Raw genomic sequence first — 24,225 nt, 5'->3', positions numbered from 1 at the left:
ATAATTTTGCCAGACAGGATTAATCAGGTCTAACCAGATCTACCTTCTAAACCAGATAATTTTGTCAAACCAACATCCGAAGAAAGTGCTTGAAATGGTTATTCGTGCGCTCATAGTGGATGATTCTGCTTTGATTCGCAAAGTCCTTTCCGATATTCTTAATCAGGATCCTAAAATCGCTGTTATCGGAACTGCAATCAATGGAGAGGACGGCCTTGAAAAAGTCAGAAAACTTAAGCCCGATGTAGTTCTTCTTGATAATATAATGCCTGTTCTTGATGGGCTTAAGACTCTTTCCCATATCATGGAAGAATTTCCGACTCCTGTGGTTATAGTGTCAGCTCTGGGGGAAAAGGCTGAGGAGATTACCCTCACAGCTCTGGAGTATGGAGCAGTGGACGTAATCGAAAAGCCTTCGGGTATTCTCAGTCAAAGTATGCACGAGATGGCAGAAGAAATTTGTGCAAAAGTCAGAGCAGCTTCAAAAGCCGATCTTAATAACCTTGGGTGCATCCGAGATTTAGAACACCAGATACCTGAAAACCACAGGAAAAAAAAGAATAGCCTCCGGGAGAAAACCTTTGTTAGAAATGTGCTGGCTATAGGCGCATCTACAGGAGGGCCAAGAGCTCTGGAAAAACTTATAGGCTCGTTTCCCGCTGAAATTCCAGCTGCGGTTCTTATAGTACAGCACATGCCTCCGGGTTTTACAGCATCCCTCTCTAAAAGGCTTGATGCAAAATCAGCCCTCAGGGTAAAAGAAGCACAGGAAGGAGACATAATGGAAGAAGGAACTGTGTTTATAGCCCCTGGAGATTATCATATGGAAATTGTACGGAATAAAGTAAACGGCTTTGGAGAAGATACAGTGCATCTATCCTGCGGACCTAAAGAGCTGGGGTCCAGGCCCTCAGTAAATGTCCTGTTCAGATCAGTTGCCAGGATTTACGGTCCCAGAGTTATTTCCCTTGTACTTACAGGAATGAACTGCGATGGAGCGGATGGAGCTGAAGAGATTAAAAAAATGGGCGGTAAAGTGATCGCAGAAGACCAAAGCTCATGTGTGATATACGGAATGCCTGGAGAGATTGTAAGGCGAAACCTGGCAGACTTTGTGCTTCCTCTGGATAAAATGGCTGATGAAATTGTCAAAATAGTCAGATGACTCTGGGTAGATCATTATTAAATTAATTATTTAGATCAAATCTGGTTAAATTAATTGTTCAGATTGATTGCCAGATTGGTTACTCAGATTGGTTACTCAGATTGGTTACTCAGATTGGTTACTCAGATTGGTTACTCAGATTGGTTACTCAGATTAGTTACTTAGATCAGCCTGTAAGATTAATTACTCAGATTAATTGCTTAGATCAGTCTGTAAGATTAATTACTCAGATTAATTGTTGGCTCAGCTGGTTAGGTCAAAGGGTTAGACGAATTTTAAAGTAACATATTCTTTAAAGTAACATATTCTTTAAAGTAACATATTCTTTAAAGTAACATATTCTTTAAAGTAACATATTCTTTAAAGTAACATATTCTTTAAAGTAACATATTCTTTTAAAATAACATAATTCTTAAAAGTAACATAATTAATAATTTTTACTTATAGAAAATTCCGGTAGCTTTCAGGATTATAAAATGTTTACAGAAGGCAGGCAAAATCATGGACATGTCGAAGTATATAGGCATTTTCAGGTCCGAATCTGAAAAAAACATTCAGGAGATGAGCGACTCCCTGCTAGCACTTGAACAGAATCCTGAAAATGCGGAGCAGATGAATATATTATTTCGTTCAGCTCATACTTTTAAGGGCATGGCTGCAACCATGGGGTTCAAACAGATTGTTGAACTGACACATGAGATGGAAAGCCTGATTGATAGATCCCGTACAGGAAAGCTAACCCTTGATTCTTATTTAATCGATATCCTTTTCGAATGCCTGGATACTCTGGAGAGGCTTGTTGAGGAAGTCTGTGCAGGCATGGAAAACAAAATCGTCGGGAGAGAAGGCGATAGAAGCGAAGGTAGTAACTCCGGCCCAGATGCAGAAAAGATTTTAGAAACTCTGAGGACGATAAATAATCCCTCAGAGGAATACATTCTTCAAAAAAATGAATTTTGTACTTTTTCTTTAGATAAAGGAATAGGGGAAAAAGGGAAAAGACAAGAAGTAAAGGAAAAAACAGGAGAGAAAACGGAAGAGAAAGCGGAAGAGAAAGAAAAAGGAGAAAAAGAAGAAGAAACAGAAAAAACAGAAGGAAGAGAAAAAGAAGAAACACAAAAAACAAAAGAGGGAGAAAAAGGAGAAAAAATAGAAGAGAGAGAAAAAGGAGAAAAAACAAAAGAGGGAGAAAAAGGAAAAAAAATAGAAGAGAGAGAAAAAGGAGAAAAAACAGAAGAAGATGAGGAAAGAGAAAGAAAAAATGCAGAAAAAGAGGAAAAGGAAAAAGCGGTAGAGAAAGAAAAAGAAGAAGAAACAGAAGGGAGAGAAAAAAACGAAAAAGAAAGGCAAAGTGGTAAGGAAGTAAAAACCCAGAGCCCAAAAATACATAGTTCAAGGGTCAGTACTGAGAAGTTAGATAAGCTGATGAACCTTGTCGGTGAGCTAGTAATAAACAGAAGCAGGGTAAAAGAGCTCACAGGGAAATTAAAATCAAAAGATCTGGACTTTGCACTTTCTGACTACCAGAAGCTAACCAGGGAGCTTCAAGAAGAAGTGTTAGAGATAAGGATGATACCTCTGGACCACATAACCAATATTTTCCCCAGAATGATAAGAGATCTTGCGAGGGGACAAAATAAAAAAATTGATTTCATAATAAGGGGAAAAGAAATCAAAATAGATAGAGCTATTATAGAAGAAATCGGGGATCCTCTTGTGCACCTGCTAAGAAATGCAGTGGACCACGGAATAGAAACTCCTGAAAAGCGTGTGGAACTCGGGAAAGAGGAAACTGGCAAGATAATAATTACAGCTTCAAGACAGCAAAACTATGTCCTTATCAGGATAGAGGATGATGGGAAAGGCATAGATGCAGAAGAAATCCGAAAAATCGCATTTCAAAGAAGACTTATTTCTAGAGACGAAGCCGAACAGCTTTCTGAAAGAGAATTAATACAGCTAATTTTCACACCAGGACTCAGTACTGCCAGCGAGGTTACGGACCTTTCAGGCAGAGGAGTCGGGATGGATATTGTAAAAAACCGAATTGAACACCTTGGAGGTTCCATAAAGGTGGACTCAAAACCTGGAACCGGTTCAAGGTTCGAATTGAGGTTACCAATAACTATTGCTCTTTGCCAGTCTATGCTTGTAAAAGTGGGAATGGAAAGGTACGCAATACCTTTTACCAATATAATAAAAAGCATTTCAGTCAGGAAAAAGGACGTCCGGCATATAAGGGGCGAAGAAGTTATTTTGATAAATGAAAAAACACTTCCACTGTTGAGATTACGTAAGTTGTTCCAATTGCCTGCGATAGAGAATGAAGAAAACCTGGATATAGTTATAGTCGAAAAGGCCGGACAGTACATAGGGCTTGTGGTGGACTCACTGCTTGGAAAACAGGAAATAATTATAAAAACCTTCAAAAGCAGGTTGCTGGAAAAAACCCGGGAATTTGCGGGAGCAACCGTCATGGGAGACGGGAGTGTTATTTTAATCCTTGATATTAACTCCATAACCTGAAATCTCGACTGAAGAGAAAAATGAACACATGCAGGTGAAACGAAAGTGAATGAAACCGGATAAATATAGACTGGAGACAGACGCAGAGAAAATAAAAACAGAAAGAGAACGAGAGAAAATAAAAACAGAAAGAGAACGAGAGAAAATAAAAACAGAAAGAGAACGAGAGAAAATAAAAACAGAAAGAGAACGAGAGAAAATAAAAACAGAAAGAGATTTTGAGGAAGACTCGGGATTTGAATTATTAAAAAGAGTGATTACGGAGAGTACCGGATTTAACTGTGAACAATATAAGGAAGCCCATTTCAGGCGCAGAGTTAATGTCCGGGTCAGGGCTACCGGGTCAGAAAGTTATGAAGAATATCTCAAGTTGCTGAGAAAGAGTTCAATTGAGCATGAATATCTTATCAAAGCCCTTACGATAAATGTCAGCGAATTTTTCCGAAATCCGGAAACCTTTGAGGTAATTGAAAAAGAAGTTGTTCCTTTTTTAATAAAGTCCAGGTCAGACTCGCTTGTAAAATCTATCCGTATCTGGAGCGCAGGCTGTGCAACAGGAGAAGAGGTCTATTCTCTTGCTATTTTGTTCCATAGAGCTCTTGGAAAAGACCTGGATAAGTATAGAATAAGCATTATAGGCACTGACATTGACACTATAAGCCTTGAAAAAGCCCGAAAAGGAATTTACCCTGAAAATGTACTTAAAAATATAGACGCCAGTACAAGAGAAAAATATTTTGTGAAAAAAGGTGAGACCTATCAGGTTCTCGACAATTTAAGGAGTATTATTCGTTTTAAACGGCATGATATGATATCAGAATCCTGTATAGACCATTTTGACCTCATAATCTGCCGAAACGTTATGATATACTTTAAAAAGGAAATTCAAGAACAATTGCAGCTTAACTTTCACAGGGCATTAAATAAAAAAGGTTTCTTTGTGATAGGAAAAGCCGAAACACTGCTGGGAACAGCTTCAAATCGCTTTAAGCCTTACAATGCGAGAGAGCGCCTGTACTTAAAAGAAAACTAAAATGTGGAAAGAAATCCATATAGAAGAGATCAATAGAAATCCATATTGGAAGGAACCAGATTGAAAGAAATCCATAACGAAAAAAATCCATAATGGAAGAAGTACATAACGAAAGAAATCCATAATGGAAGAAGTACATAACGAAAGAAATTCATAACGAAAGAAATACGTATGAAAGAGATCTGAAAAACCGAAGAAAACTATGGGGAATTTTATGGAAGAGATAACAAGTTTAAGCGAATTCGAGTATGGAGCGCTGAAAGAAATAGGAAATATAGGTATAGGAAATTCGGCAGTTTCTCTTTCGAGGCTCGTAAACAGTCTTGTATGTACAAAGGTTATAGATACGGAATTGGGATTAATCGAAGACATACCGAAAATAGCAGGTTTTTCAGAATCCCCGGTTATGGGCACATTGATACGTATAAAAGAGGACCTCAATGGATATATCCTTGTTTTTTTCCCAGAAACAAGTGCAGAGAGCCTCTATATAAGCCTTTCAGGCGAGGAAATCGAAAAAAATCTTACAGATCCGGTAAAAAGGTCTTTAAAAATATCTTTAATTGAGGAAGTTAGCCATATCCTGGCAGGAACCTATGTAACTTCTCTCGCGAAGTTTTTGAAACTTAATCTTTCAATTTCAATACCTTATGCAACATATGATATGTCTGACTCAATTTTTAATTCGGTGATTACAGAAATGGGCTATATAGCAGATTTTGCTTTCGTACTTGATGCAGAATTTCTGATAAAAGAAAAGAGGATTAAAGGGAACGTACTGACTTTACTTGATCCGAAATCTCTTAGCTGTTTGCTGGAAAGAATCAATTCGATGATTAATCAAAATGCTTGATTATTACATTAAAATTAACAGGACAGAAACCATATAAAAGGAACAGATAATCACAAAATAATAATCAGTTTTCAAACCAGTAAATATCAAACCGATAACTTTAAACCAATAACTTAAACCGATGACTTAAACCAATAAAAATTCAAACCAATAACTTAAAATCAATAACTTAAACCGATAAAAATTCAAACCAATAACTTAAAATCAATAACTTAAACCGATAAAAATTCAAACAGGTGAATTTTGAACTAACCGGTGTTATGAAAATAGACTTATAAGGAGGTTTTACAGATTGGTCAATTCGGACATAATCACGGTGGGGATAGGAGATTGTGCAATAGCTAGAAGCCCCATGAAAATTAAAACCTCCGGACTGGGTTCCTGCCTTGGAATAACCCTCTATGATAGACAGAAAAAGATAGGTGGCCTTCTCCATACCATGCTTCCAAACATAAAAGATGCAAAACTAAAAGATAATCCTGCCAAATTTACAGATGCGGGAATAGAGTATCTTGTAGACGAGATGATCAGAAGAGGAGGTTCCATAGATAAACTTGAAGCAAAAGTTGTAGGGGGAGCGGGAATGTTTGAAAATTCACGCCTGAATATAGGTGAGAGAAACATTAAAAGTGCCAGAGAAACAATGAAAAAACTGGGAGTGTCTATTATAGCTGAGGACGTGGGGAAAAACTACGGACGTACAGTAATATTCGATACTCTTACTGGAGATCTTCTTATAAAGACAATTCTAAAAGGGGATAAATTAATTTAAGAATTTATTATCTAGTTTAATATTAATATCTAGTTTTGTACTTAATTGCATTTAATTACCCATTTTATACCATATTTCAGTTTCTTATCTTGTTATCCAGTTTTTATTTTACAATCAGTATTTATTTTTACCATCGGTTTTTATTGTTAAACATCAGTTTGCTCATTTGCATCTTATCATCCATTTTGTGTTTTATTATCCAGTTTGCCCTTTATTGTCGATTTTTTATCCGTTATTCGATCCAGGGTATTATTCGTTTATTCGCTCCAGAGTATTTTGAATTTCTTTTCTTTAAAAAATTATATATTTGATATAAATATTATAATAGACATTCATTATCTAATCGATTGCAGGCAGAAAAGCTATGCTTAAAATCGATTGATTAACAGAGAAAATAAAATACCATAAAACTCTAAGTGTATGCCTGGGATTAAGTACGCCGAATTATGTGACTTTTTCTATACGGCATAAGAAATAGAGCAGAGCATTGGCGATCAGCATGGGACGACCAATTAAAAACAGCATAAATTTAAAACAATATAAATAGTTCAAGGATATCTAAAAAGGCTGAATCAAAAATAAAGGATTGAATGTACTGCACCGAAACATGCTGAAATGAAACATTAGAATGGATGTGCAATTGTAAAGTAACAATAATTGTAAAGTAACAATTGTTGAAACATACCTAAGCACGCTAAACTGACTAAAAAATGCTGTTATAGCAGACATCAAACCTGTAGCTTATTAATTAAATAACGAAAAGTAAACTAGGGGAATTTCATGGAAATCAACGGAGTAGAAATTGAAGACACATATGCAGAAGCGTTTCCGATCAAGATTGCACGAGTGCTCATAACAGCAGTAACAAAGCGCTGGGCTCAGGTAGCAGCTACTGAAGCTACCGGCTTCGGGACATCAGTTATAATGTGCCCTGCAGAAGCTGGAATTGAAAGGTTCGCAAGCCCCAGCGAGACTCCTGACGGGAGACCTGGAGCTTATATTCAGATCTGTACTTTCAAATATGAAGCCCTTGAAGAACAGCTGCTCGAGAGGATTGGACAGTGCGTACTTACTGCTCCTACAACTGCAGTCTTTAACGGCCTGCCCGATTCTGAGAAACAGTTCAATGTCGGCTTTAAACTCAAATTCTTTGGAGACGGTATGGAGTCCGAAGCTCAGATTGCCGGGCGCAAAGTATTCAAGGTCCCGATCATGGAAGGAGACTTCGTGACTGAAGACAACATCGGAGCTATAGCCGGAATTGCAGGCGGAAACTTCTTTATCTTCGGAGACTCCCAGATGAGTGCCCTGACTGCAGCCGAAGCCGCTGTAGATGCAATTGCAGAACTTGAAGGCACAATTACCCCCTTCCCTGGCGGCATTGTTGCAAGCGGGTCCAAGTCCGGAGCAAACAAGTATAAATTCCTGAAAGCTACTGCAAACGAAAAGTTCTGCCCCTCCATAAAGGATAAAGTAGAGAACACTGAAATTCCTGCCGATGTCAATGCTGTTTATGAAATCGTTATCAACGGGCTCGATGAAGCAAGTATAAAAGCAGCAATGAAAGCCGGAATAGAAGCTGCGGTAACTGTCCCCGGAATCAAAAAGATTTCCGCAGGGAACTACGGCGGCAAACTTGGTAAGTATCAATTCAAACTTCACGAACTCTTCTAAAAATTCAGGTTCTATGAGCTCTTATGAGCTCAAAATTCTCTTTTTTAGCCACATACTATTTTTATTAAATAATTATTATTTTTTACATAATTAATATTTTTTTAGTCATTTGTTATTTTTTAAATAATTATTATTCTCTGTTTTACCTGTAATTTAATTTTAACGAGAAAGCTTTTCCTATACCTCTCAAACACCTTTTTATTTTCCAGACCTAATTACTTTTCAGAGAAAAGTGAGGTATGGAAACGTGAATAAACAAAGAATCAATTATCTGGTGGATCTTGTCCTGACCGCCCTATTTTTCGTAGTCGCATTTACAGGTTTTTTCATGTATTTTTTCATCCCTTCGGGAATCCAGAGAGGCAGATACGTTGTATACATGGGGCTAACGAAAGCCACGTGGATCTGGCTACATAATAGAGCTGGAATCCTGATAATAATTCTTGTAATCATTCATCTTATCCTGCACTGGAACTGGATTGTACGTACTACCAGAAATTTCTTCGGAAAAGAAAAAGGCGAATTGGAAGAGAATGAAGACAAAATGATAGAAGACAAAAAAATAGAAGACAAAAAATAGAAAAATATTAAAAAAGGATTAAAAAGTAGAAAAGTAACTATTCAGGTAGCCTTAACGAGGCTACACATTTTTCCTCGTTCCGAGGAAAAATTGGATATAAAATGATTCCTTTTTAGCTTTATGAAACGTGATGAGATTCTTTCTTACTGTGCTTCAAATCCTGAAATTATTGTAGCTTACATTGAGAGTTTAGAATCTCAAGTTAAAGAACTCACTGAAAGACTTGTAGCCTTAGAATCTCGTTTAAATCAAAACAGTCGTAACAGCAGTCGACCTCCTTCTACTGATTATTTTGTCAAAGAGAAACCTAATCCCAAGAGTCTGCGTAAACCAAGCGGGAAGAAACCTGGAGGTCAGGAAGGTCATCCAGGCACGACTCTTGATATGGTTGATCATCCTGAGTAGGTAATAGAACATTCTTTGACCTGCTGCAAAGAATGCGGATCTACCCTTGAGAATGTTGAAGTTGAAGCTTATGAGAGAAGACAGGTCTTTGACATTCCTCCCGTAAATCTAATTGTTACAGAACATAAAAGTCAGATTAAAACCTGTCCTTGTTGTGGAAAGTTGAATAAAGCCGTTTTTCCCGAATCAGTGAAATATCCGGTTCAGTATGGCCCTAATATTTTAGCTTCAGCTATTTACTGTAAAAATTACCAGTTTGTTCCTTATGATAGAATTTCTGAGTTATTTGAAGACATTATGGGAATAAAAATCTGTCCTGCTACGATAATTAGAGCAGAAAGAGAATGTTTCCAGAATTTAGAGGAATTTGAAAACGTTATTAGAGAGAAGTTATTAGCCTCGCCTGTAATCAATTTTGATGAAACTGGTATGAAGATTGAAGGAAAAAGACACTGGCTTCATGTAGCTTCTAATGAAAAATACACATGTTATTTTGCTCATACAAAAAGAGGAGCAGAAGCAATAGATGCTATGGGAATTCTTCCGAAGTTTAAGGGAGTAGCAGTTCATGATGGATGGAAACCTTACAACGTTTATGATTGTGATCATGCTCTGTGTAACGCTCATTTACAGAGAGAACTTACAGGAATTGAAGAGAACTATAAACAGACATGGGCTAAAGAGATGAATGAACTGCTCACTGAGATGAAGAAATACACTGATGAGTGTAAAGAGCAATTAAGAGAACCTGATTTTGAGCAAATTAAAGCATTGGAAGAAAGGTTTGATGCAATTATCATTAGAGCGCTTGAAGAAAATCCGCATTCTCTAAATCCTGAAAAACAGGGAAAACGCGGTAAAAATCCAAAAACAAAATCAAGGAATCTGCTGGATAGGTTTATAGAACACAAAGAAAAGATTCTGAGATTCCTGACAGATTTGAAAGTTCCATTTGATAATAATCAGGCAGAAAGAGATATCAGGATGATGAAACTACAGCAGAAAATATCGGGAACTTTCAGAAAAGCAATGGGAGCGCAAGCTTTCTGCAGAATTAGGGCGTACATTTCTACAGGAAAAAAGAACGGTTTACCTGTTTTAGAGGGTATTCGTGCGGCGCTCATAGGAGCGCCGTTAACTATACTCTGAGCAGTTACGTAGAAAAATTATAAAAAACACAGATATTATAAAAAGATATAAAAAATTATAAAAAGATGTAAAAAATTATAAAAATTAAAAAAACTTAAGAAGTTAAAAATCGCTTCAAAATTGCAAAAGGATAAAAGTTATGAAAGCAGAAAATCTGACTCTCAGATCTGCTTTTATCCATAGGATTATTTTAGAGTCCTATTTTAGAGTCCTAGAGCGTTGAACCCGGAAAGTAGAATATCTCTTGGATCAAGGCCGGTAACCCGTATCATAACATAGGCTCCCAGGAAAGTACCTGTCATACTCCCTATGTTAGCAAAGCTAGCGACAAGGAGGACTCGCATAAACCTGTTTTTGAACATTTCCCTGAAAGTTTCTATCCCTGCAAGGGCTTTTATATCTGCGGCGGTAGGGTTTCGCTGTCTTGCTTCTACAATTCCAGCAAACCAGCCCGCAGCAATTAAAGGGTGAAGAGTGGTCAGCCAGGCAACCGAAAAGGCGGTCAGGACTGAGTAAGGATGGCCGCCTGCGAGCAGAGTGCCGATTGCACTCAGGGTTCCTGTGATAATGAACCACCATCCGAAAGCTATCAAAAGGAGTTTCAGTGGAACGCCCGAAAGCAGGAGCAGCAAAAAAAACCCGATAATAAGACCTACAAAGGCAAAACCGATAATTTTGCCAATTCCAAATCGTTTCTTCGGAATCTGCATAAGAGAATTAAGAGGAGGAAGGCTCTTTGGGTTCTCCAGGTAGTTAATTACACCTGGTTTATGTCCTGCTCCAATTACCGCAACAATGGTTTTGTTTCCACCAGCAGCCGTCCTGAGAATGCTCCCTGCAAGGTATGCGTCCCTTTCATCTATGAGAGTTTCAGCTGCAGTTGGGGCAAATTCTCTGAGCTCGCTAACGAGGGCTGTGACAACATCCTGTTGAGTTATCTGGTCTATGTCGATTTCTGCTCCTTTTCCTATTCCTATCAGGCCGCCTATAAGAGAACCCAGCATCTTTATTTTCTCAGTAAATTTCATGCGGCCCCAGAAACGCTGGAGAGTCACCTGAATATCCCTGTCAATTAGAGCTATTTTAGCTCCTGAGGCTTCTGCTTCTTCAATTGCGGAAATCATCTCGGAACCGGGCTTTACACCCATGTCTTCACCGATCTTTTTCTGCACATAAGCAAGCAGCCAGTGGACAAGATAGTAATACACTTTTCCTTCGGTGAGAATTTCCTTTATTGGAACCTGATTTGTTTCCGGAACATTTCCTTTAAGAGAATCGTAACGTGCCCTGCAAAGCTCAACAGCTACGATATCGGGTTTAAGATTTCTGATTGCGCTTCTTACCTCATTCACACTCTTTTCGGAAACGTGTGCCGTGCCTATAAGCACAACTTTTGAAGGGTGAAACTCAACAGATGAATTGTTTCCGTCCGGGATTTGAGGCTGGAAAGGAGAAGGAATTGACAGTTCCGAAACTGAAGCAGGGAGAAGCTCGGAGTTAAGTCCATCACCCGTACCTGGCTTCATTTCGACCTTTTCGATTTCTGTTGTAGATGACGGCACAGAAATGATTTCTTCTGGATTGTTAATTGAAGAATCAGAAAGTTTAAACTTCCCAACAGAAACATTGCCTTCCTTAGATTCTATAGGTTTGTCCATAGAGTGTATTGACTCCTGAGATGAACTGTAAGAATTGCGTTCAGGATCCATTTCCTGAGAATCTGTAATTTCATATTTATTCATAATCAGTCTCTTTGTTGCGGCAGATTAGCAGTGCCGGATAAATAGTATTGGATAAATATGTACTGGATAAATATGTACTGGATAAATATGTACTGGATAAATATGTATTAATATAACATCTCATTTGTATTTTTGTGTACTTCTGTTCGGTGTGCGTTATTCCGCTTTCTTTCCATTGCGAGAATGTTCTACATGCATTATGCTTCCGGATTTAAACACTTATTGCAGCGAATTTGAAGTTATCAGGTGAATGGTTTAGCGTATAAGTAATTTAATGCATGGTAAATTAAGCTATACATAATTAAACCATACATTTTAAATAAGTTATATATGTTAAATAATTGACCCTCAGATGCCAGTTTGCAATAGTAAATCCGGATAGAATTAAATTTGTATTTCTGGAAATTTATATTTTCCAAAGAATTTGTATTTCTGGAAAATTTATATTTCCAGAAAAATTTTTTGATTTATCACTCTTTCGAGTTCACTATTCGATCCGATTCACTATTCTAATTTGAATTTTAATTCCATCAGATTCATTATTCAGATCTAAATTTTAATTCTATTATGTTTGTTATTCAGATCTAAATTTTAATTCTATTATGTTTGTTATTCAGATCTAAATTTTAATTCTATTATGTTTGTTATTCAGATCTGAGTTTGAGTATCCTGACCAGATCTGTTCTGGAGAGCACTCCTACAAGAGATCCATTATCAATTACCAGAACCCTTCCGATATTTTTGGATGTAACCAGTTTGAGGACATCACTTGCCTGTGCATCAGAAGGAACAGATATTATATCTCTTGTCATGATATCTGAGACCCGCATCACAGGGCGGTCAATGGTGGGAACGCGCTGGATATCTGTAAAAGTTACGATTCCTTTCAGGTTGCCGCTTTCTACCACAGGATAGCCCATATGTTTTTTCTCAAACATAAACTGAATTAGATCTTCAACATTCATGGAAGGGGGAACTGAAACTACTTCTTTTGTCATTATGTCTTTTACCAGGATATTTTCCAGACTTACGGATGCTTGAGTAGAACGCTCTTCCTCGGAAGCGCCAGCGTAAATGAAGAGAGCAATAAGTGGGAACCAGAGGTTTCCAATAAGGATTCCAAAAATAGCCATCAGAATGGCGAAAAATTTTCCTACGGCAGCTGCACTCTTGGTAGCTTTGACATAGGACATCCTCCTGGCATAGAAAGAACGCAGCACTCTCCCTCCATCCATTGGAAATGCAGGCAGCAGATTGAAGATTCCAAGCACCAGGTTCATTGCCCCGAGAATCCAGATTGTCAGATAAACAGGATTTTCAGATAGCGCAGGATTTGACATAATTATATACCTGTATAACAGAAGACAGATAGAACCTATTACCAGGCTCGTAAAAGGTCCTGCAAAAGCCATCTTTGCTTCCTGTCCGGGGTCTCTTGGTATCTCTTCCATTGAAGATACTCCTCCAAAAAGGAAGAGCGTAATACTCTCAATATTAACCCCGTATTGTTTTGCAAGGTATGAGTGTGCAAGCTCGTGTAAAAGGATTGAGGCGAAAAGTAAAATTGCAGTCAGGGATGAAAGCATGTATTTTGTCGAAGCAGGCTCAACTTCCAGAAAGCCATAAGGGTATGGATTAATTGCAAATATATATGCAAAAACAGGAAGGATTAAAAGAAAAGTGATATGCAGCTTGATAGGTATGCCCAGAACGCTTCCGATTTTCAGTGAAGATTTCAAGAAGTAATTACCCCCTTTTAGTTTTCGTAAATATAAATACTTGATAACTATACCAATTAATCTACTTAAGAGCCAGGAATCATAAAAGTTAGAACATATATTATATTATTTTAAATAGCATAATTATTTTTGCATTAAATCTCAGTAAATAAATGATTTTTTTATAAACCCTACCAGCTAATATATTTAATCTAATGTACTTAATTGACTACTCCATCAAGATAAGTCGATAATGATCTTTCTTCGATAAGGATCTTTCTTCGACAACGATCCTTCTTCGACAATGATTGTTCTACGCCGAGTATCTCGGGTTGATCACTTTACAAAGCCATTTAACAAATCTATTTCACAAGAATTATTCTACAATATTTGTTTTATAATCTTGATTTAAAATATAATCCTAATTTCTATTAATGCCTATAAACATCCAGGTAAGGATCAAGCTGTTATATAAAATGGATAAAAATGGATAAAGGAAATAGCTGATCTGATAAAGAAGATAACTAATCTGATAAAGAAGATAACTAATCTGATAGAGAAGATAACTGATCTGATAAAGAAGATAACTAATCTGATAGAGAAGCTTTGAATTAGAGCTTTAAGTTAGAAGCTTTAGATTGGAAGCTTTAAACTGGAGTTTTAAGTTAAAATATTTGAATGGAAATCTCTGAATTGAAGTTTCAGTTAAAATATTTGAATGGAAATTTCTGAATTGGAGTTTCAAATTGAAATATTTGAATGAGAAGATTTGAACTGGGGGTTTAAGTTAGAACCCTGCAATAGAAGTTTGAAATTAAAAATCTGAAATTAAAGCCTGAAATTAAAAAATATAATTAGGGGCTTTTAATTTCTGCTGTCACTTTCTTAAGGTCTTTTAAAAATAGTTCGATATCTTCGGGACTGTTATGAGGCATAAGGACAAGACGGAGAGCCCTTGGAGTGCGGGTAATTGAGACATTCCAGCCGAATTTTTTAAGAAGCCGTTCTCTGACAAGGTCAGGATTCGGGACTTTAAGAGCAACGACGTTCATGACCGGCTCAATCAATGGCTCGAAACCAAGTTTTCTTGCTTCTTCGACAATTTTTGAAGTAAGTTCCATGCAGTGCTGCACATTTTTTCTGTAACCTTCATATCCGAGATACTTCATGACTGCGCAGGTAGCAGCAGCTGAGGCTCCACTCCGGGTGCCTGTAAGTGTGAACTGGGATTTTGTTGTAAGATATGGGGTACTTACTTTGAGAGAATCCAGGAAAGAAGGGGACCTGAAAAGTAAAGCGCCTGAAGGAATTGTGGAAAGGCCCATCTTATGGGGGTCTATGGCAATTGAAGTCACTCCCGGCACTTTGAAGTCAAAAGGCTGGGGCTTTTCCAGGAAAGGAATAACAAAACCTCCGAAAGCCGCATCAACGTGCAGGAAAAGCTCATTTTCAAGAGCTACTTCCGAGAGTTTATCGATCGGATCTATCTGGCCAAATTCAGTATTCCCTGCAATTCCTACGAGGCCTATCGTGTTTTCATTTATGAGTTTTTCAACCGATGCCATATCCACCCTGAACTCCGAATCAAGAGAAGCCCTTCTGACTTCTATGCCCATCATGTCGGCAACTTTATCAAAAGAAAAATGAGCCGATGCGGGAATTACAATGTTTGGAGTTCCCTTAAATTCTTTTTTTCCTGCTGTTACCAGGTTTTTCATTCCTCTTACAGCCTGAATGTTGGATTCCGTACCTCCTGTGGTCAGGTAACCGCAAACAGAGCTCTGACATAAACCGCCTGAAGGAACGTCAATTGAAGAGGCGTGAAGAAGGTTGCCAAGCATTCTGACAACCTCCTGCTCTAGTTTGTGGGCTCCGGCAAAAAGCCCCAGATCGCCCAGGTTAGCTTCAATAAAGAGCCTGTTAGCCTCGATTGCGATCTTATGAGGGCGGGTACACATTGAACTAAAAACCCGATAATAATCCGTATCTTCTGACTTTGCATTTTCCAGATAGGAAAATATCTCTCTTTCCGAAAGACCCTGCTCATTCATATAGGTAAAGTAAAACCAGTTTTATTTAAAAGACTTATGGAATCAAACTAGAAAAACTGACTTCCTCGAGATCATAAAAGACCAGAATAGCGTTAATTGTCCATTTTTCGAAGATAAATTAGAATAAAGCTTAGATAAAAAGAACTTTGATTGGAAGAAAATAGAAATAGTGAAATTAGAAATAATGAAATGATTTAAAAAATCAAAAACAAGAGAAAAAGAACTGAAAGATAAAAAGAAAAAAAAAGAAAAAAATAAGAAAGAGCCAGAAAAAAGAACTAGAAAAAGAATAAAATAAAGAAAAACCAGAAGTTCTACTAAATTGACAAGAATCCTAAAAATTATAAACAGTATATATATATCATAAAGATAAATTTCAAGAAAATTTTGATAATAAAAAATACTAATTTTAAAATATCAAATTATATAGTAATCAGAAAGTTTATTTTATTTGAGGGAGACCCCTTTGTTTCTACTGGAAAGAAGTTATGGTAGTTGGAGTAAAGGATTGGTGTTCAATAAAAAAAATAAAAAATATAAAATAAACATTATTTAAGTTAAAATCTAAAATTACTTATATTTTTATCAATATTTCCAGAAATTTCCTTCAGATTAATAACAACATATATATAGAATAAATGTTATAGCACAACACTATTATTTTGATCCAATACAAAATAAAATCAATTTTTATTTTGTCTCGCAACCTTTCCGAAACCTTTCAAGCGAAATCATGGGGTCCCCGGGTTATTTAAACTTTCCAGTGGAAATAAAGGGGGGTTGTGACAAATTCATAATATCTCTCGTTTAATTCAGAGTTATCTTTAATTTAATCCTTCCAGAACATAACTCATAATATCTTTTGTTTAATTTACAGCTATCTTTATTTCAATTCACGGCTATTTTTAGTCTAATTCTTCCAGAAGTTATCTATATAATTAGGATAAGCTCTTTCAAAATGCTACCTTGTCAGGGAATACTTGTTTATTAATATAAAAAAATAGAAAGAATGAGCACTGTTTACTTTTCTTATCTAGAAAGGAATTTCCAGTTCTTTTCAGTTCCCTCTCGGTTCCTTTCGGTTCTTTTCAGTTCCCTCTCGGTTCCTTTCGGTTCTTTTCAGTTCCCTTTCGGTTCCTTTCGGTTCTTTTCAGTTCCTTCTCGGTTCCTTTCAGTGCCCAAAAAATATTTTGCAGAAAATTTGCTCGGGTCAGGTTTTTGAAGATCCCATATTTTATTTATGAGTATTTTTTCCTCCGAGAGTTATCTGTTTTAAATGGTCGAATTCTCTAAGGATTTCTTCTGCAGGGCCTTCTTTATCCAGAATACTGATTGCATAGATTGTGATACATGAGAGCAGGAATCCAGGAACTATCTCGTATAGATCAAAAACCCCTCCTGAGAGTTGTTTCCAGATAATAACTGTTAATCCTCCCACAATCATTCCTCCCAGCGCTCCATTTCTGGTTGTATTCCTCCAGAAAAGGGAGAACAGGATAACAGGTCCAAAGGCAGCTCCAAATCCTGCCCACGCATATGATACCAGGCCCATTACTGAATTGTTCGGATCTCTAGCTATCAGGTACGCAATTGCTGAAATTATGATAACTGCAAACCTGCCCATCCAGACAAGTTCTTTTTCACCTGCGTTTTTCCTCATGATTATCCTGTAAATATCTTCAGTGAAGGCAGATGCAGCTACAAGGAGCTGGGAATCAGCAGTACTCATGATAGCCGCAAGGATAGCTGCAAGCAGTATTCCAGCGATAATGGGTGTGAACATATTATTTATCATTACCATAAAGATAGTCTCGCTGCCTGCTTCTCCCAGAAACTCGGGATAGAGGTAGGCTCTTCCGACAATTCCAACTACTACAGCAAAAATCAGGGAAATAATGACCCAGACCATTGCAATAATCCTGGCCTGCTTTATTTTTTCAGGTGATTCTATAGCCATAAAACGGACCAGTATATGTGGCATCCCGAAGTATCCCAGACCCCAGGCAAGATTGGAGATCAGAGGAATTGCACCTCCGGCAAGGGCAGTCCAGGGATTGAGCAGCTGCGGATCTATACTTTCAATAATACTCACTGTCGAGTCATAACCACCTATTCCTTTCATAGCTGCAAGCGGCACAAGAGCAATGGCACAGACCATCAGCGTTCCCTGGAAAAAATCAGTCCAGCAGACGGCCATAAAGCCTCCGAGGAAAGTATAGGTGATAATTACTAATGCACCGATTAGAAGAGCTTGCTGATAAGGAATTTCAAAAACAGTGTTGAAAAGCTTTCCTCCCGCAACAAGGCCTGAGGAAGTGTAAAGCAAGAAAAAGACCAGAATCAGGATAGATGAGATAATTCTTAAACTGTGGCTTTTATCCCTGAACCTGTTTTCAAAGTACACAGGTATTGTAATTGAATCCCCTGCAACCTGAGTATATTGACGTAATTTTTTCGCGACAAATTTCCAGTTCAGATATGTTCCTGCAGCCAGCCCTATAACCAGCCACACGGATTCCATCCCTGAAAGGTAAGCATATCATGGTAGCCCCAGCAATAGCCAGCCGCTCATATCCGATGCCTGGGCACTCAGCGCAGTAACCCAGCTGTTTAACTTTCTACCTCCTAAAATGTAATCTGAAAGATTTTCTGTTTTCTTATAATACAGAACTCCAATAGATATCATAAAGAGCAGATATGCTGCAAAAATAACTACGATATTAATGTTATCCGGTACCATGATTTAACTCCATTTTTTAGCAAAAGCCTATTTTTTAATCAATTTCGTTTTTAATTAAACTCGTTCTTAACCAAACATATTTTTAATTAAACTCGTTTTCAATCAAACATATTTTTAATTAAACTCGTTTTCAATCAAACATTATGTCTTATGAATTGCGTTTCATAAATTGCGTTTTATGAGTCACATTCTCATTTATCGCTTCTCATTTATCGCTTCTCGTGTATCGCTTCTCATTTATCGCTTTTCATTTATCGCTTCTCGTGTATCGCTTCTCATGTATTGCATCTTCATGCACATTTATACTATAGCTGTAGATCAGTATCTCTACAGTTTTATAATACTGTCTTGTCATCAGGGATTAAAAGCAGTTCGTTTTACTTCGGAAATTAAATAAGTTATTTTAAGATTATTATTCAATTCATTCTTTTGAATAATTTCTCTGATGAAATATAACATTAAAGACTACAGTAAAAATTACTGAATTATTAACTTCAAATTACTGAGTTAATAACTTCAAAAATCTATTTTTAGAATAAATATTTGGAAAATAAATACTTGAAAATAGAATGTCTTAAATAAAAATTAATAAGTTAATACGTATACATATAAATTTTTTTGATTATTTATACTTTTTATATATGTTTAGTTTCAGGTTATATTGCTTTTTTCTTCCTAACTGTTTTTTATTTATTATTAATTTTTTTCTTTTCTTAATTGTTATTCGTATCAAGACTGTTTTCATTTTTAATACAACCACTTTCGTTTCGATTCAGGAACCTGTTTACTTCAATTATTATTTATTTATAAATATTTTTTATCATTCAATGGAAATAAAGGGGTTTGAAAACCCTTTATCTTCCTCCACGCGAAAAAGAGGATTTAAATCTTGACTTCAAAAATTACAAAATTTTTGATTTTTTATTTTATTTTCACATGCTCTATTGATATTGATTTTTTTGTATAATATTTAAGGCAAATAACTGTTCCAGTGGAAACAAAGGGGTCTTTACCATAACTATTAATACCGTGTACTTCCATTGCATCTACTGCAAATGTGAACTGAAATTGGATGCTTATATACAAATTTTAGCTAAAATTTTAGCTAAAGAATATTCCGAATACACATTCAATCAGGGATTAAGAGATACTTTAAAGTGCGCAACTGACTTTTCAGCGTGTTATTAGTATCCCTTGAATAAAAATTTCAGGCATTAACTTTAAGAAACATGCATTTATCTATCCATTCTTCCCCTGTGAATCTATTATTATTTATGTTCACTTATTAAGGTTATACAAAAATAATATTTTGGGATTTCAGAATTTCCAGAAACTGAGAATAAAAAACACTTTAAAAAATAGCAGTTAAACCTTCCCAAATATCTTTGCTATGTAGAGTTTAACTATGCAGTATTTGAAGTGAGAAGAGAAAAACATTCTTTAGACCGTATTTTCTTAAACGGCTTATTTACTTTGCATTAATAACTCTGCATATTATGTCAGCTATATGTTAGGCTATCCTAACCCGTTAAATCCAGATATTATAACAAATCCATGATATTATAACTTTTATTAAGAGGGTCATTATGATAAAGGCTCAATCATTAGACGGCTTGTTCGAAAAATTACTTGACGGAAAGTCAATTTTCAAAAATAAAGAAGTCCTTCGTCCTTCTTATACTCCGGATCTGTTATTACACAGAAACGACCAGATAAACAGCCTTGCAACCATCCTGGTATCCGCGCTCAGGGGAGAAACTCCTTCAAATGTCCTGATTTACGGAAAAACAGGGACAGGAAAAACCGCAGTGACCAGATATGTAGGAAAAGAGCTCGAAAGAGTAAGTGAAGACAAATCAATTTTCTGTTCTGTTGTTTATATTAATTGTGAAGTGATCGACACCCAGTATCGGCTTCTTGCAAACCTTGCCAGGCATTTTGAAGAAGAGGTCCCTATGACCGGGTGGCCCACGGATCAGGTCTTTATGAAATTTAAAGAAGCAATCGATTCAAGGGAACAGGTTATTATTATCATTCTTGATGAAATTGACAAGCTGATAAAAAAAGGCGACGATGTTCTTTACAATCTTTCAAGGATTAATACCGATTTAAGGAAAGCCAAGGTTAGCATGATTGGAGTTTCCAATGACCTCAAATTCACGGAATTTCTCGACCCGAGAGTTAAAAGTTCTCTGGGCGAAGAAGAACTTATTTTTCCGCCTTATGATGCTGAACAGATCAGTGATATCCTGAAACAGAGGGCTAAAATGGCTTACAATGACGGAGTCCTGGGCGAAATGGTAATTCCGCTCTGTGCAGCCTTTGCAGCTCAGGAACACGGTGATGCCCGCCGTGCGCTTGACCTTCTGCGAGTTTCAGGAGAAATTGCTGAGAGAGAAAACCAGCCCCAGGTTCTTGAAGAACATGTAAGGCGCGCGCAGGAGAAAATTGAAATCGACCGTGTCGTGGAAGTTGTGCGGACCCTTCCCACCCAGTCCAAGCTTGTGCTCTACAGCATCATCCTGCTCAGAAACAGGGGAAGAGAAGGCAAAAATGTCACAACCGGCGAAATGTATAATGTTTACCGCCAGCTCTGTCATCACATTGATGTGGATATTCTTACCCAGCGCAGGGTTACTGACCTGATGTCAGAACTTGACATGCTCGGGATAGTCAATGCTGTGGTGGTAAGCAAAGGACGTTACGGAAGGACAAAAGAAATCTCTTTGAGTGTTCCCGTAGAAAACACCCGCAAAGTACTTCTTGAAGACTACAGACTTAAACCCCTTGTAGATTTCAAGGCTTCAGTGTTCAATAAAATGTTCTCATAACATTATGTTCTAGCAACATAATATTCTTGTAAACACTTTTAAAATAAACATTTTTTAAATAATTTTTAATACCGAGTAAATCCTGGAAAGTGCGGATTAGTTTTTGATCCGGCTTTTCCTATATTCTGGATTCTTTAAGACGGCTGATCTTTCCATATATTTTGGATTCTCTAAGAGGCCTGACCTTTCCAGACATTCTTGATTTCTCTGTCTTGATTTCTCTATCATGATTTCTCTAAGTTGATTTAATAAAAGTTCTTCTTTCGTGAACTTCTTTCCACTTTTTTACTTCAATTCTTCTGGAAATAGTCCGATTTTAATTCTTAAAATATCCTCAGTTTTTCAGGAAATAATATATATGATCCTGTGGTTTGACTAGGAGTATACGTAATGCTGCAGTTCACATCCAATGCGTATTTCAGGCATCATATTTCAATACGATCTGCATCATTCACATCGTACACTGCATAATATCGTACTATTCAAGTTTTATTAAAATTAGTGATTTATTTAAATTTTATCAAAATTAGTAGTTCGTAATCTAAACTCGTTGAATTGAGCTTAGAGTTTTTATGGAGAGCAGCTCAAACTTTATTGAAACTGAACATTATTGATGATAAAATTTATTGAAGGTAAAACTTTATTAAGAATCTAATTCAGATTTATCTCTCAAGCTTATAACTAAAATTCAGGTATTCAGATTTAAAAGGTAATTTTTGATGAAGATAATTGCGTTTGTAGGCATGCCAGCTTCTGGGAAATCCGAGGCTTCCAGGATTGCTGCTGAGATGGGTATCCCTGTTATAATTATGGGTGACGTTATCAGGAAGGAAGTACTGAAGCGTGGGCTTGAACCCAATGATTCCAATACCGGAATGGTTGCAACAGATCTTCGCAAGCATGAAGGCATGGGTGCTGTTGCCAGAAGATGTATTTCTCAAATAAGAGAAACAGGCTCGGAACTTGTAGTTGTGGACGGTGTGCGCGGGATTGCTGAAGTTGAGTGTTTCAGGAAGGAATTCGGAAAAGGCTTTATCCTGATTTCCATTTACGCTCCCATTGAAGTACGCTTCTCCAGGGTACAGAAGAGGGGGAGAAGTGACGATATGAACAGTATCGAAGGCCTTCGCCAGAGAGATGAAAGGGAACTCAGCTGGGGCATGGGAGAAGCCATAGATGCTTCCAATGTAGAAATTGAAAATAACTTCACGCTTGAGACTTTCAGAAAAGACGTTAGAGACGTTTTGAGTAACTATTTAGAGGCTGATCTGGAAAAATAATTCAAATAACCTCAATAATCTCTAACAATTTCTAACAATTTTTAATAATCTCAAATAATCCCAATAATCTAAAGAAAAAAGCTGGTAGAACGTATTCAAGAATAATATTCAAGAATAGAATTTAAGAATAAGCTCTATAAATGACGTTTCAAGAATCAAAAACTTAAATATGAATCGGAGTACACTCATGATAAGTGTAAATATTTCAGTATCTGTATATCCTACAGAAGATCCTGAAAAGGTTATTAAAGCAATTTCAGGGCTTTTTACAGGGGTAGAACTCCAGAAAGAAAATTTTAGCTCATCAGAGCCCGAAAAGGGAATTTCTCCTTCTTTCCGTATCACAGGTGAAGGAGGACTTGACCTCCTGTTTACCCTGCACGGACTTATTCGTAGAGAGCAAATTATAGATAGTATCCGTAACAAGGTTTTCAATAAAGGACTTTCCAGTGAAGGGCTTTCAGTCAGTTTTTTGCTCAACAAACAGGCGGCTTTTGTCGGAATTCCAAGCGTTCCTGCTGAAAAAGAACCTCTAGGCTCCATCGAAGTCACTATCAGGGCAGATTCTTCCGAAGAAATGGAAAGGCTTTTTGAATGGCTTTTGCCTCTTACCGAAGAAGGAGTTCCGGTTGCTGAAGTGGAAATGGACTATGTGGAAAGGGGCTAAAGTTAGAAAAGAAGTAAAGTCTAAAGGTTCAGTAAATGTCTCAAAGTTCAGTACAGGATCTGGATAATGAAGCTTTATAATAAATATTGATTAAAGGGGCTGAATAGACATCATGCAGCTGAGCAGGATCAGTTATTCATCAAGGTCGGTAGTCGAAGATCCGTTTAAATGGGCCTACACGCTAGAAGATTACGGGTACACAGGCTGGGAGATTGTACAGGAGGGGTCACAGTGCCTGAGCAGTAAAACCGTTCAGAACCTGAAAAATATTTATGATACCACCAGCCTGGAACTGACCCTGCACTTGCCCTTTTCGGATATGAACCTTGCAGGCTTGAATGACTCAATCCGCGCAGAAGTCCTCAGGCAGATGAAGCATTATCTGACCCTTGCCTCTAACTATGTGAACCTCGCTGTGGTACATCCAGGATATCTCTCTCCTTATGGAGCGCAGGTCCCACAGCAAGCTTATATGACAAACCTTGCTTCCATCAGGGAATTATGTGATTTTGCAGCCGACCTCGGGGTCTTGATAGCTGTCGAAAACATGCCAGACCTTCCGAAGATCTTTGGTAAATATCCCGATGAAATGGAGGAGATGCTCGACGCTGTCGGGAGCCACAACATTGGTTTTACCTTTGATGTCGGGCATGCAAATACGGTTGGACTTATAGATGAATTCCTGGATCAGCTTGGGAATCGGATTTCCCATGTGCATATACATGACAACATGGGGAAAAAAGATGAGCATTTGCCTATTGGAGATGGCACCATAGACTGGAAGCATATTATGGACAGGCTCTCAAATTACAAAGGAATTTTTGTTACCGAAATGGCTTCTATTGAAGAAGGTATCAAAAGCCTTGAGTTTTTAAGAAAACTGTAATATTCTGGTTCCTCTAATATTCTGGTTATTCTAATATTCTGTTTTCTGTAAATTCTGATTCCTTTTCTATCTCCTCTAATACTCTGATCCCTCTAATATTCTATTGTTATTTTCTGTAATATTCAGATACATTCTGTTACAATTTTCTGTAAT

General features: G+C 37.2%; 14 protein-coding genes and 2 pseudogenes. 12 read left to right on the top strand and 4 right to left on the bottom strand.

Translation table 11 applies throughout. The annotated features are described in order from the left end of the window. Positions 1 to 94 precede the first annotated feature (94 nt). The 8 genes and pseudogenes from M886_RS04015 to M886_RS03975 all read left to right on the top strand — a co-directional run bounded on the left by M886_RS04015 (position 95) and on the right by M886_RS03975 (position 10,157). Positions 95 to 1,165, top strand: a complete 1,071-nt coding sequence (locus M886_RS04015; protein WP_048039988.1) for a protein-glutamate methylesterase/protein-glutamine glutaminase — start codon at positions 95 to 97, stop codon at positions 1,163 to 1,165. A 501-nt stretch (positions 1,166 to 1,666) separates the two neighbouring features. Continuing rightward, a complete protein-coding gene (locus M886_RS04010) occupies positions 1,667 to 3,691 on the top strand; it encodes a chemotaxis protein CheA (RefSeq protein WP_048050698.1) in 2,025 nt (674 codons plus the stop codon). A 49-nt stretch (positions 3,692 to 3,740) separates the two neighbouring features. Then, the gene (locus tag M886_RS04005; RefSeq protein ID WP_084685043.1) at positions 3,741 to 4,724 is read left to right on the top strand and encodes a CheR family methyltransferase; all 984 of its coding nucleotides are present in this window, start codon (positions 3,741 to 3,743) and stop codon (positions 4,722 to 4,724) included. 214 nt (positions 4,725 to 4,938) lie between these two features. Next, a complete protein-coding gene (locus tag M886_RS04000; RefSeq protein ID WP_011033269.1) occupies positions 4,939 to 5,577 on the top strand; it encodes a chemotaxis protein CheC in 639 nt (212 codons plus the stop codon). Positions 5,578 to 5,869: 292 nt separating this feature from the next. Then, complete coding sequence (locus tag M886_RS03995) at positions 5,870 to 6,349, top strand: chemotaxis protein CheD (RefSeq protein ID WP_011033268.1); 480 nt, start codon at positions 5,870 to 5,872, stop codon at positions 6,347 to 6,349. A 780-nt stretch (positions 6,350 to 7,129) separates the two neighbouring features. Further along, positions 7,130 to 8,023 (top strand): formylmethanofuran--tetrahydromethanopterin N-formyltransferase, encoded by an 894-nt coding sequence (fhcD, locus tag M886_RS03990; RefSeq protein WP_011033267.1) that lies wholly within the window; start codon positions 7,130 to 7,132, stop codon positions 8,021 to 8,023. A 247-nt stretch (positions 8,024 to 8,270) separates the two neighbouring features. Beyond that, positions 8,271 to 8,603, top strand: coding sequence for a DUF4405 domain-containing protein (locus M886_RS03985; RefSeq protein ID WP_235203865.1), 333 nt, complete (start codon positions 8,271 to 8,273; stop codon positions 8,601 to 8,603). A gap of 120 nt (positions 8,604 to 8,723) precedes the next feature. Next, a pseudogene (locus M886_RS03975) lies at positions 8,724 to 10,157 on the top strand (IS66-like element ISMma14 family transposase). 203 nt (positions 10,158 to 10,360) lie between these two features. Here the strand turns inward: M886_RS03975 and M886_RS03970 are convergent. The 4 genes and pseudogenes from M886_RS03970 to putP form a co-directional block, all read right to left on the bottom strand. Beyond that, complete coding sequence (locus M886_RS03970; RefSeq protein WP_048050696.1) at positions 10,361 to 11,899, bottom strand: TraB/GumN family protein; 1,539 nt, start codon at positions 11,897 to 11,899, stop codon at positions 10,361 to 10,363. A gap of 644 nt (positions 11,900 to 12,543) precedes the next feature. Then, on the bottom strand, positions 12,544 to 13,638 hold the full coding sequence (locus M886_RS03965) for a CBS domain-containing protein (RefSeq protein ID WP_048050695.1): 1,095 nt from the start codon (positions 13,636 to 13,638) through the stop codon (positions 12,544 to 12,546). Between the two features lie 833 nt (positions 13,639 to 14,471). Next, complete coding sequence (gene mfnA, locus M886_RS03960; RefSeq protein ID WP_048050694.1) at positions 14,472 to 15,668, bottom strand: tyrosine decarboxylase MfnA; 1,197 nt, start codon at positions 15,666 to 15,668, stop codon at positions 14,472 to 14,474. A 1,234-nt stretch (positions 15,669 to 16,902) separates the two neighbouring features. Beyond that, a pseudogene (putP, locus tag M886_RS03950) lies at positions 16,903 to 18,354 on the bottom strand (sodium/proline symporter PutP). Between the two features lie 1,640 nt (positions 18,355 to 19,994). Between putP and M886_RS03945 the strand changes: the two are divergent. The 4 genes from M886_RS03945 to M886_RS03930 all read left to right on the top strand — a co-directional run bounded on the left by M886_RS03945 (position 19,995) and on the right by M886_RS03930 (position 24,072). Next, the gene (locus tag M886_RS03945; RefSeq protein ID WP_011033260.1) at positions 19,995 to 21,239 is read left to right on the top strand and encodes an ORC1-type DNA replication protein; all 1,245 of its coding nucleotides are present in this window, start codon (positions 19,995 to 19,997) and stop codon (positions 21,237 to 21,239) included. A gap of 719 nt (positions 21,240 to 21,958) precedes the next feature. Then, positions 21,959 to 22,519, top strand: a complete 561-nt coding sequence (locus M886_RS03940) for a dephospho-CoA kinase (protein ID WP_048050693.1) — start codon at positions 21,959 to 21,961, stop codon at positions 22,517 to 22,519. Between the two features lie 187 nt (positions 22,520 to 22,706). Then, the gene (locus tag M886_RS03935) at positions 22,707 to 23,186 is read left to right on the top strand and encodes an RNA-binding domain-containing protein (RefSeq protein ID WP_048050692.1); all 480 of its coding nucleotides are present in this window, start codon (positions 22,707 to 22,709) and stop codon (positions 23,184 to 23,186) included. Between the two features lie 112 nt (positions 23,187 to 23,298). Then, positions 23,299 to 24,072 (top strand): sugar phosphate isomerase/epimerase family protein, encoded by a 774-nt coding sequence (locus M886_RS03930; RefSeq protein WP_048050691.1) that lies wholly within the window; start codon positions 23,299 to 23,301, stop codon positions 24,070 to 24,072. Positions 24,073 to 24,225: the final 153 nt, after the last annotated feature.

The organism is Methanosarcina soligelidi (genome assembly GCF_000744315.1).
Lineage (GTDB): Archaea > Halobacteriota > Methanosarcinia > Methanosarcinales > Methanosarcinaceae > Methanosarcina > Methanosarcina mazei.
This window is presented reverse-complemented; position numbering and strand designations above follow the sequence as displayed.

What these genes read in the sequence shown, in the direction of transcription:
- M886_RS04015 (WP_048039988.1), top strand. Translation starts at nt 95, where the DNA reads ATGGTTATTCGTGCGCTCATAGTGGATGATTCTGCTTTGATTCGCAAA.
- M886_RS04010 (WP_048050698.1), top strand. Translation starts at nt 1,667, where the DNA reads ATGGACATGTCGAAGTATATAGGCATTTTCAGGTCCGAATCTGAAAAA.
- M886_RS04005 (WP_084685043.1), top strand. Translation starts at nt 3,741, where the DNA reads ATGAAACCGGATAAATATAGACTGGAGACAGACGCAGAGAAAATAAAA.
- M886_RS04000 (WP_011033269.1), top strand. Translation starts at nt 4,939, where the DNA reads ATGGAAGAGATAACAAGTTTAAGCGAATTCGAGTATGGAGCGCTGAAA.
- fhcD (WP_011033267.1), top strand. Translation starts at nt 7,130, where the DNA reads ATGGAAATCAACGGAGTAGAAATTGAAGACACATATGCAGAAGCGTTT.
- M886_RS03970 (WP_048050696.1), bottom strand. Translation starts at nt 11,899, where the DNA reads ATGAATAAATATGAAATTACAGATTCTCAGGAAATGGATCCTGAACGC.
- mfnA (WP_048050694.1), bottom strand. Translation starts at nt 15,668, where the DNA reads ATGAATGAGCAGGGTCTTTCGGAAAGAGAGATATTTTCCTATCTGGAA.
- M886_RS03945 (WP_011033260.1), top strand. Translation starts at nt 19,995, where the DNA reads ATGATAAAGGCTCAATCATTAGACGGCTTGTTCGAAAAATTACTTGAC.
- M886_RS03940 (WP_048050693.1), top strand. Translation starts at nt 21,959, where the DNA reads ATGAAGATAATTGCGTTTGTAGGCATGCCAGCTTCTGGGAAATCCGAG.
- M886_RS03935 (WP_048050692.1), top strand. Translation starts at nt 22,707, where the DNA reads ATGATAAGTGTAAATATTTCAGTATCTGTATATCCTACAGAAGATCCT.
- M886_RS03930 (WP_048050691.1), top strand. Translation starts at nt 23,299, where the DNA reads ATGCAGCTGAGCAGGATCAGTTATTCATCAAGGTCGGTAGTCGAAGAT.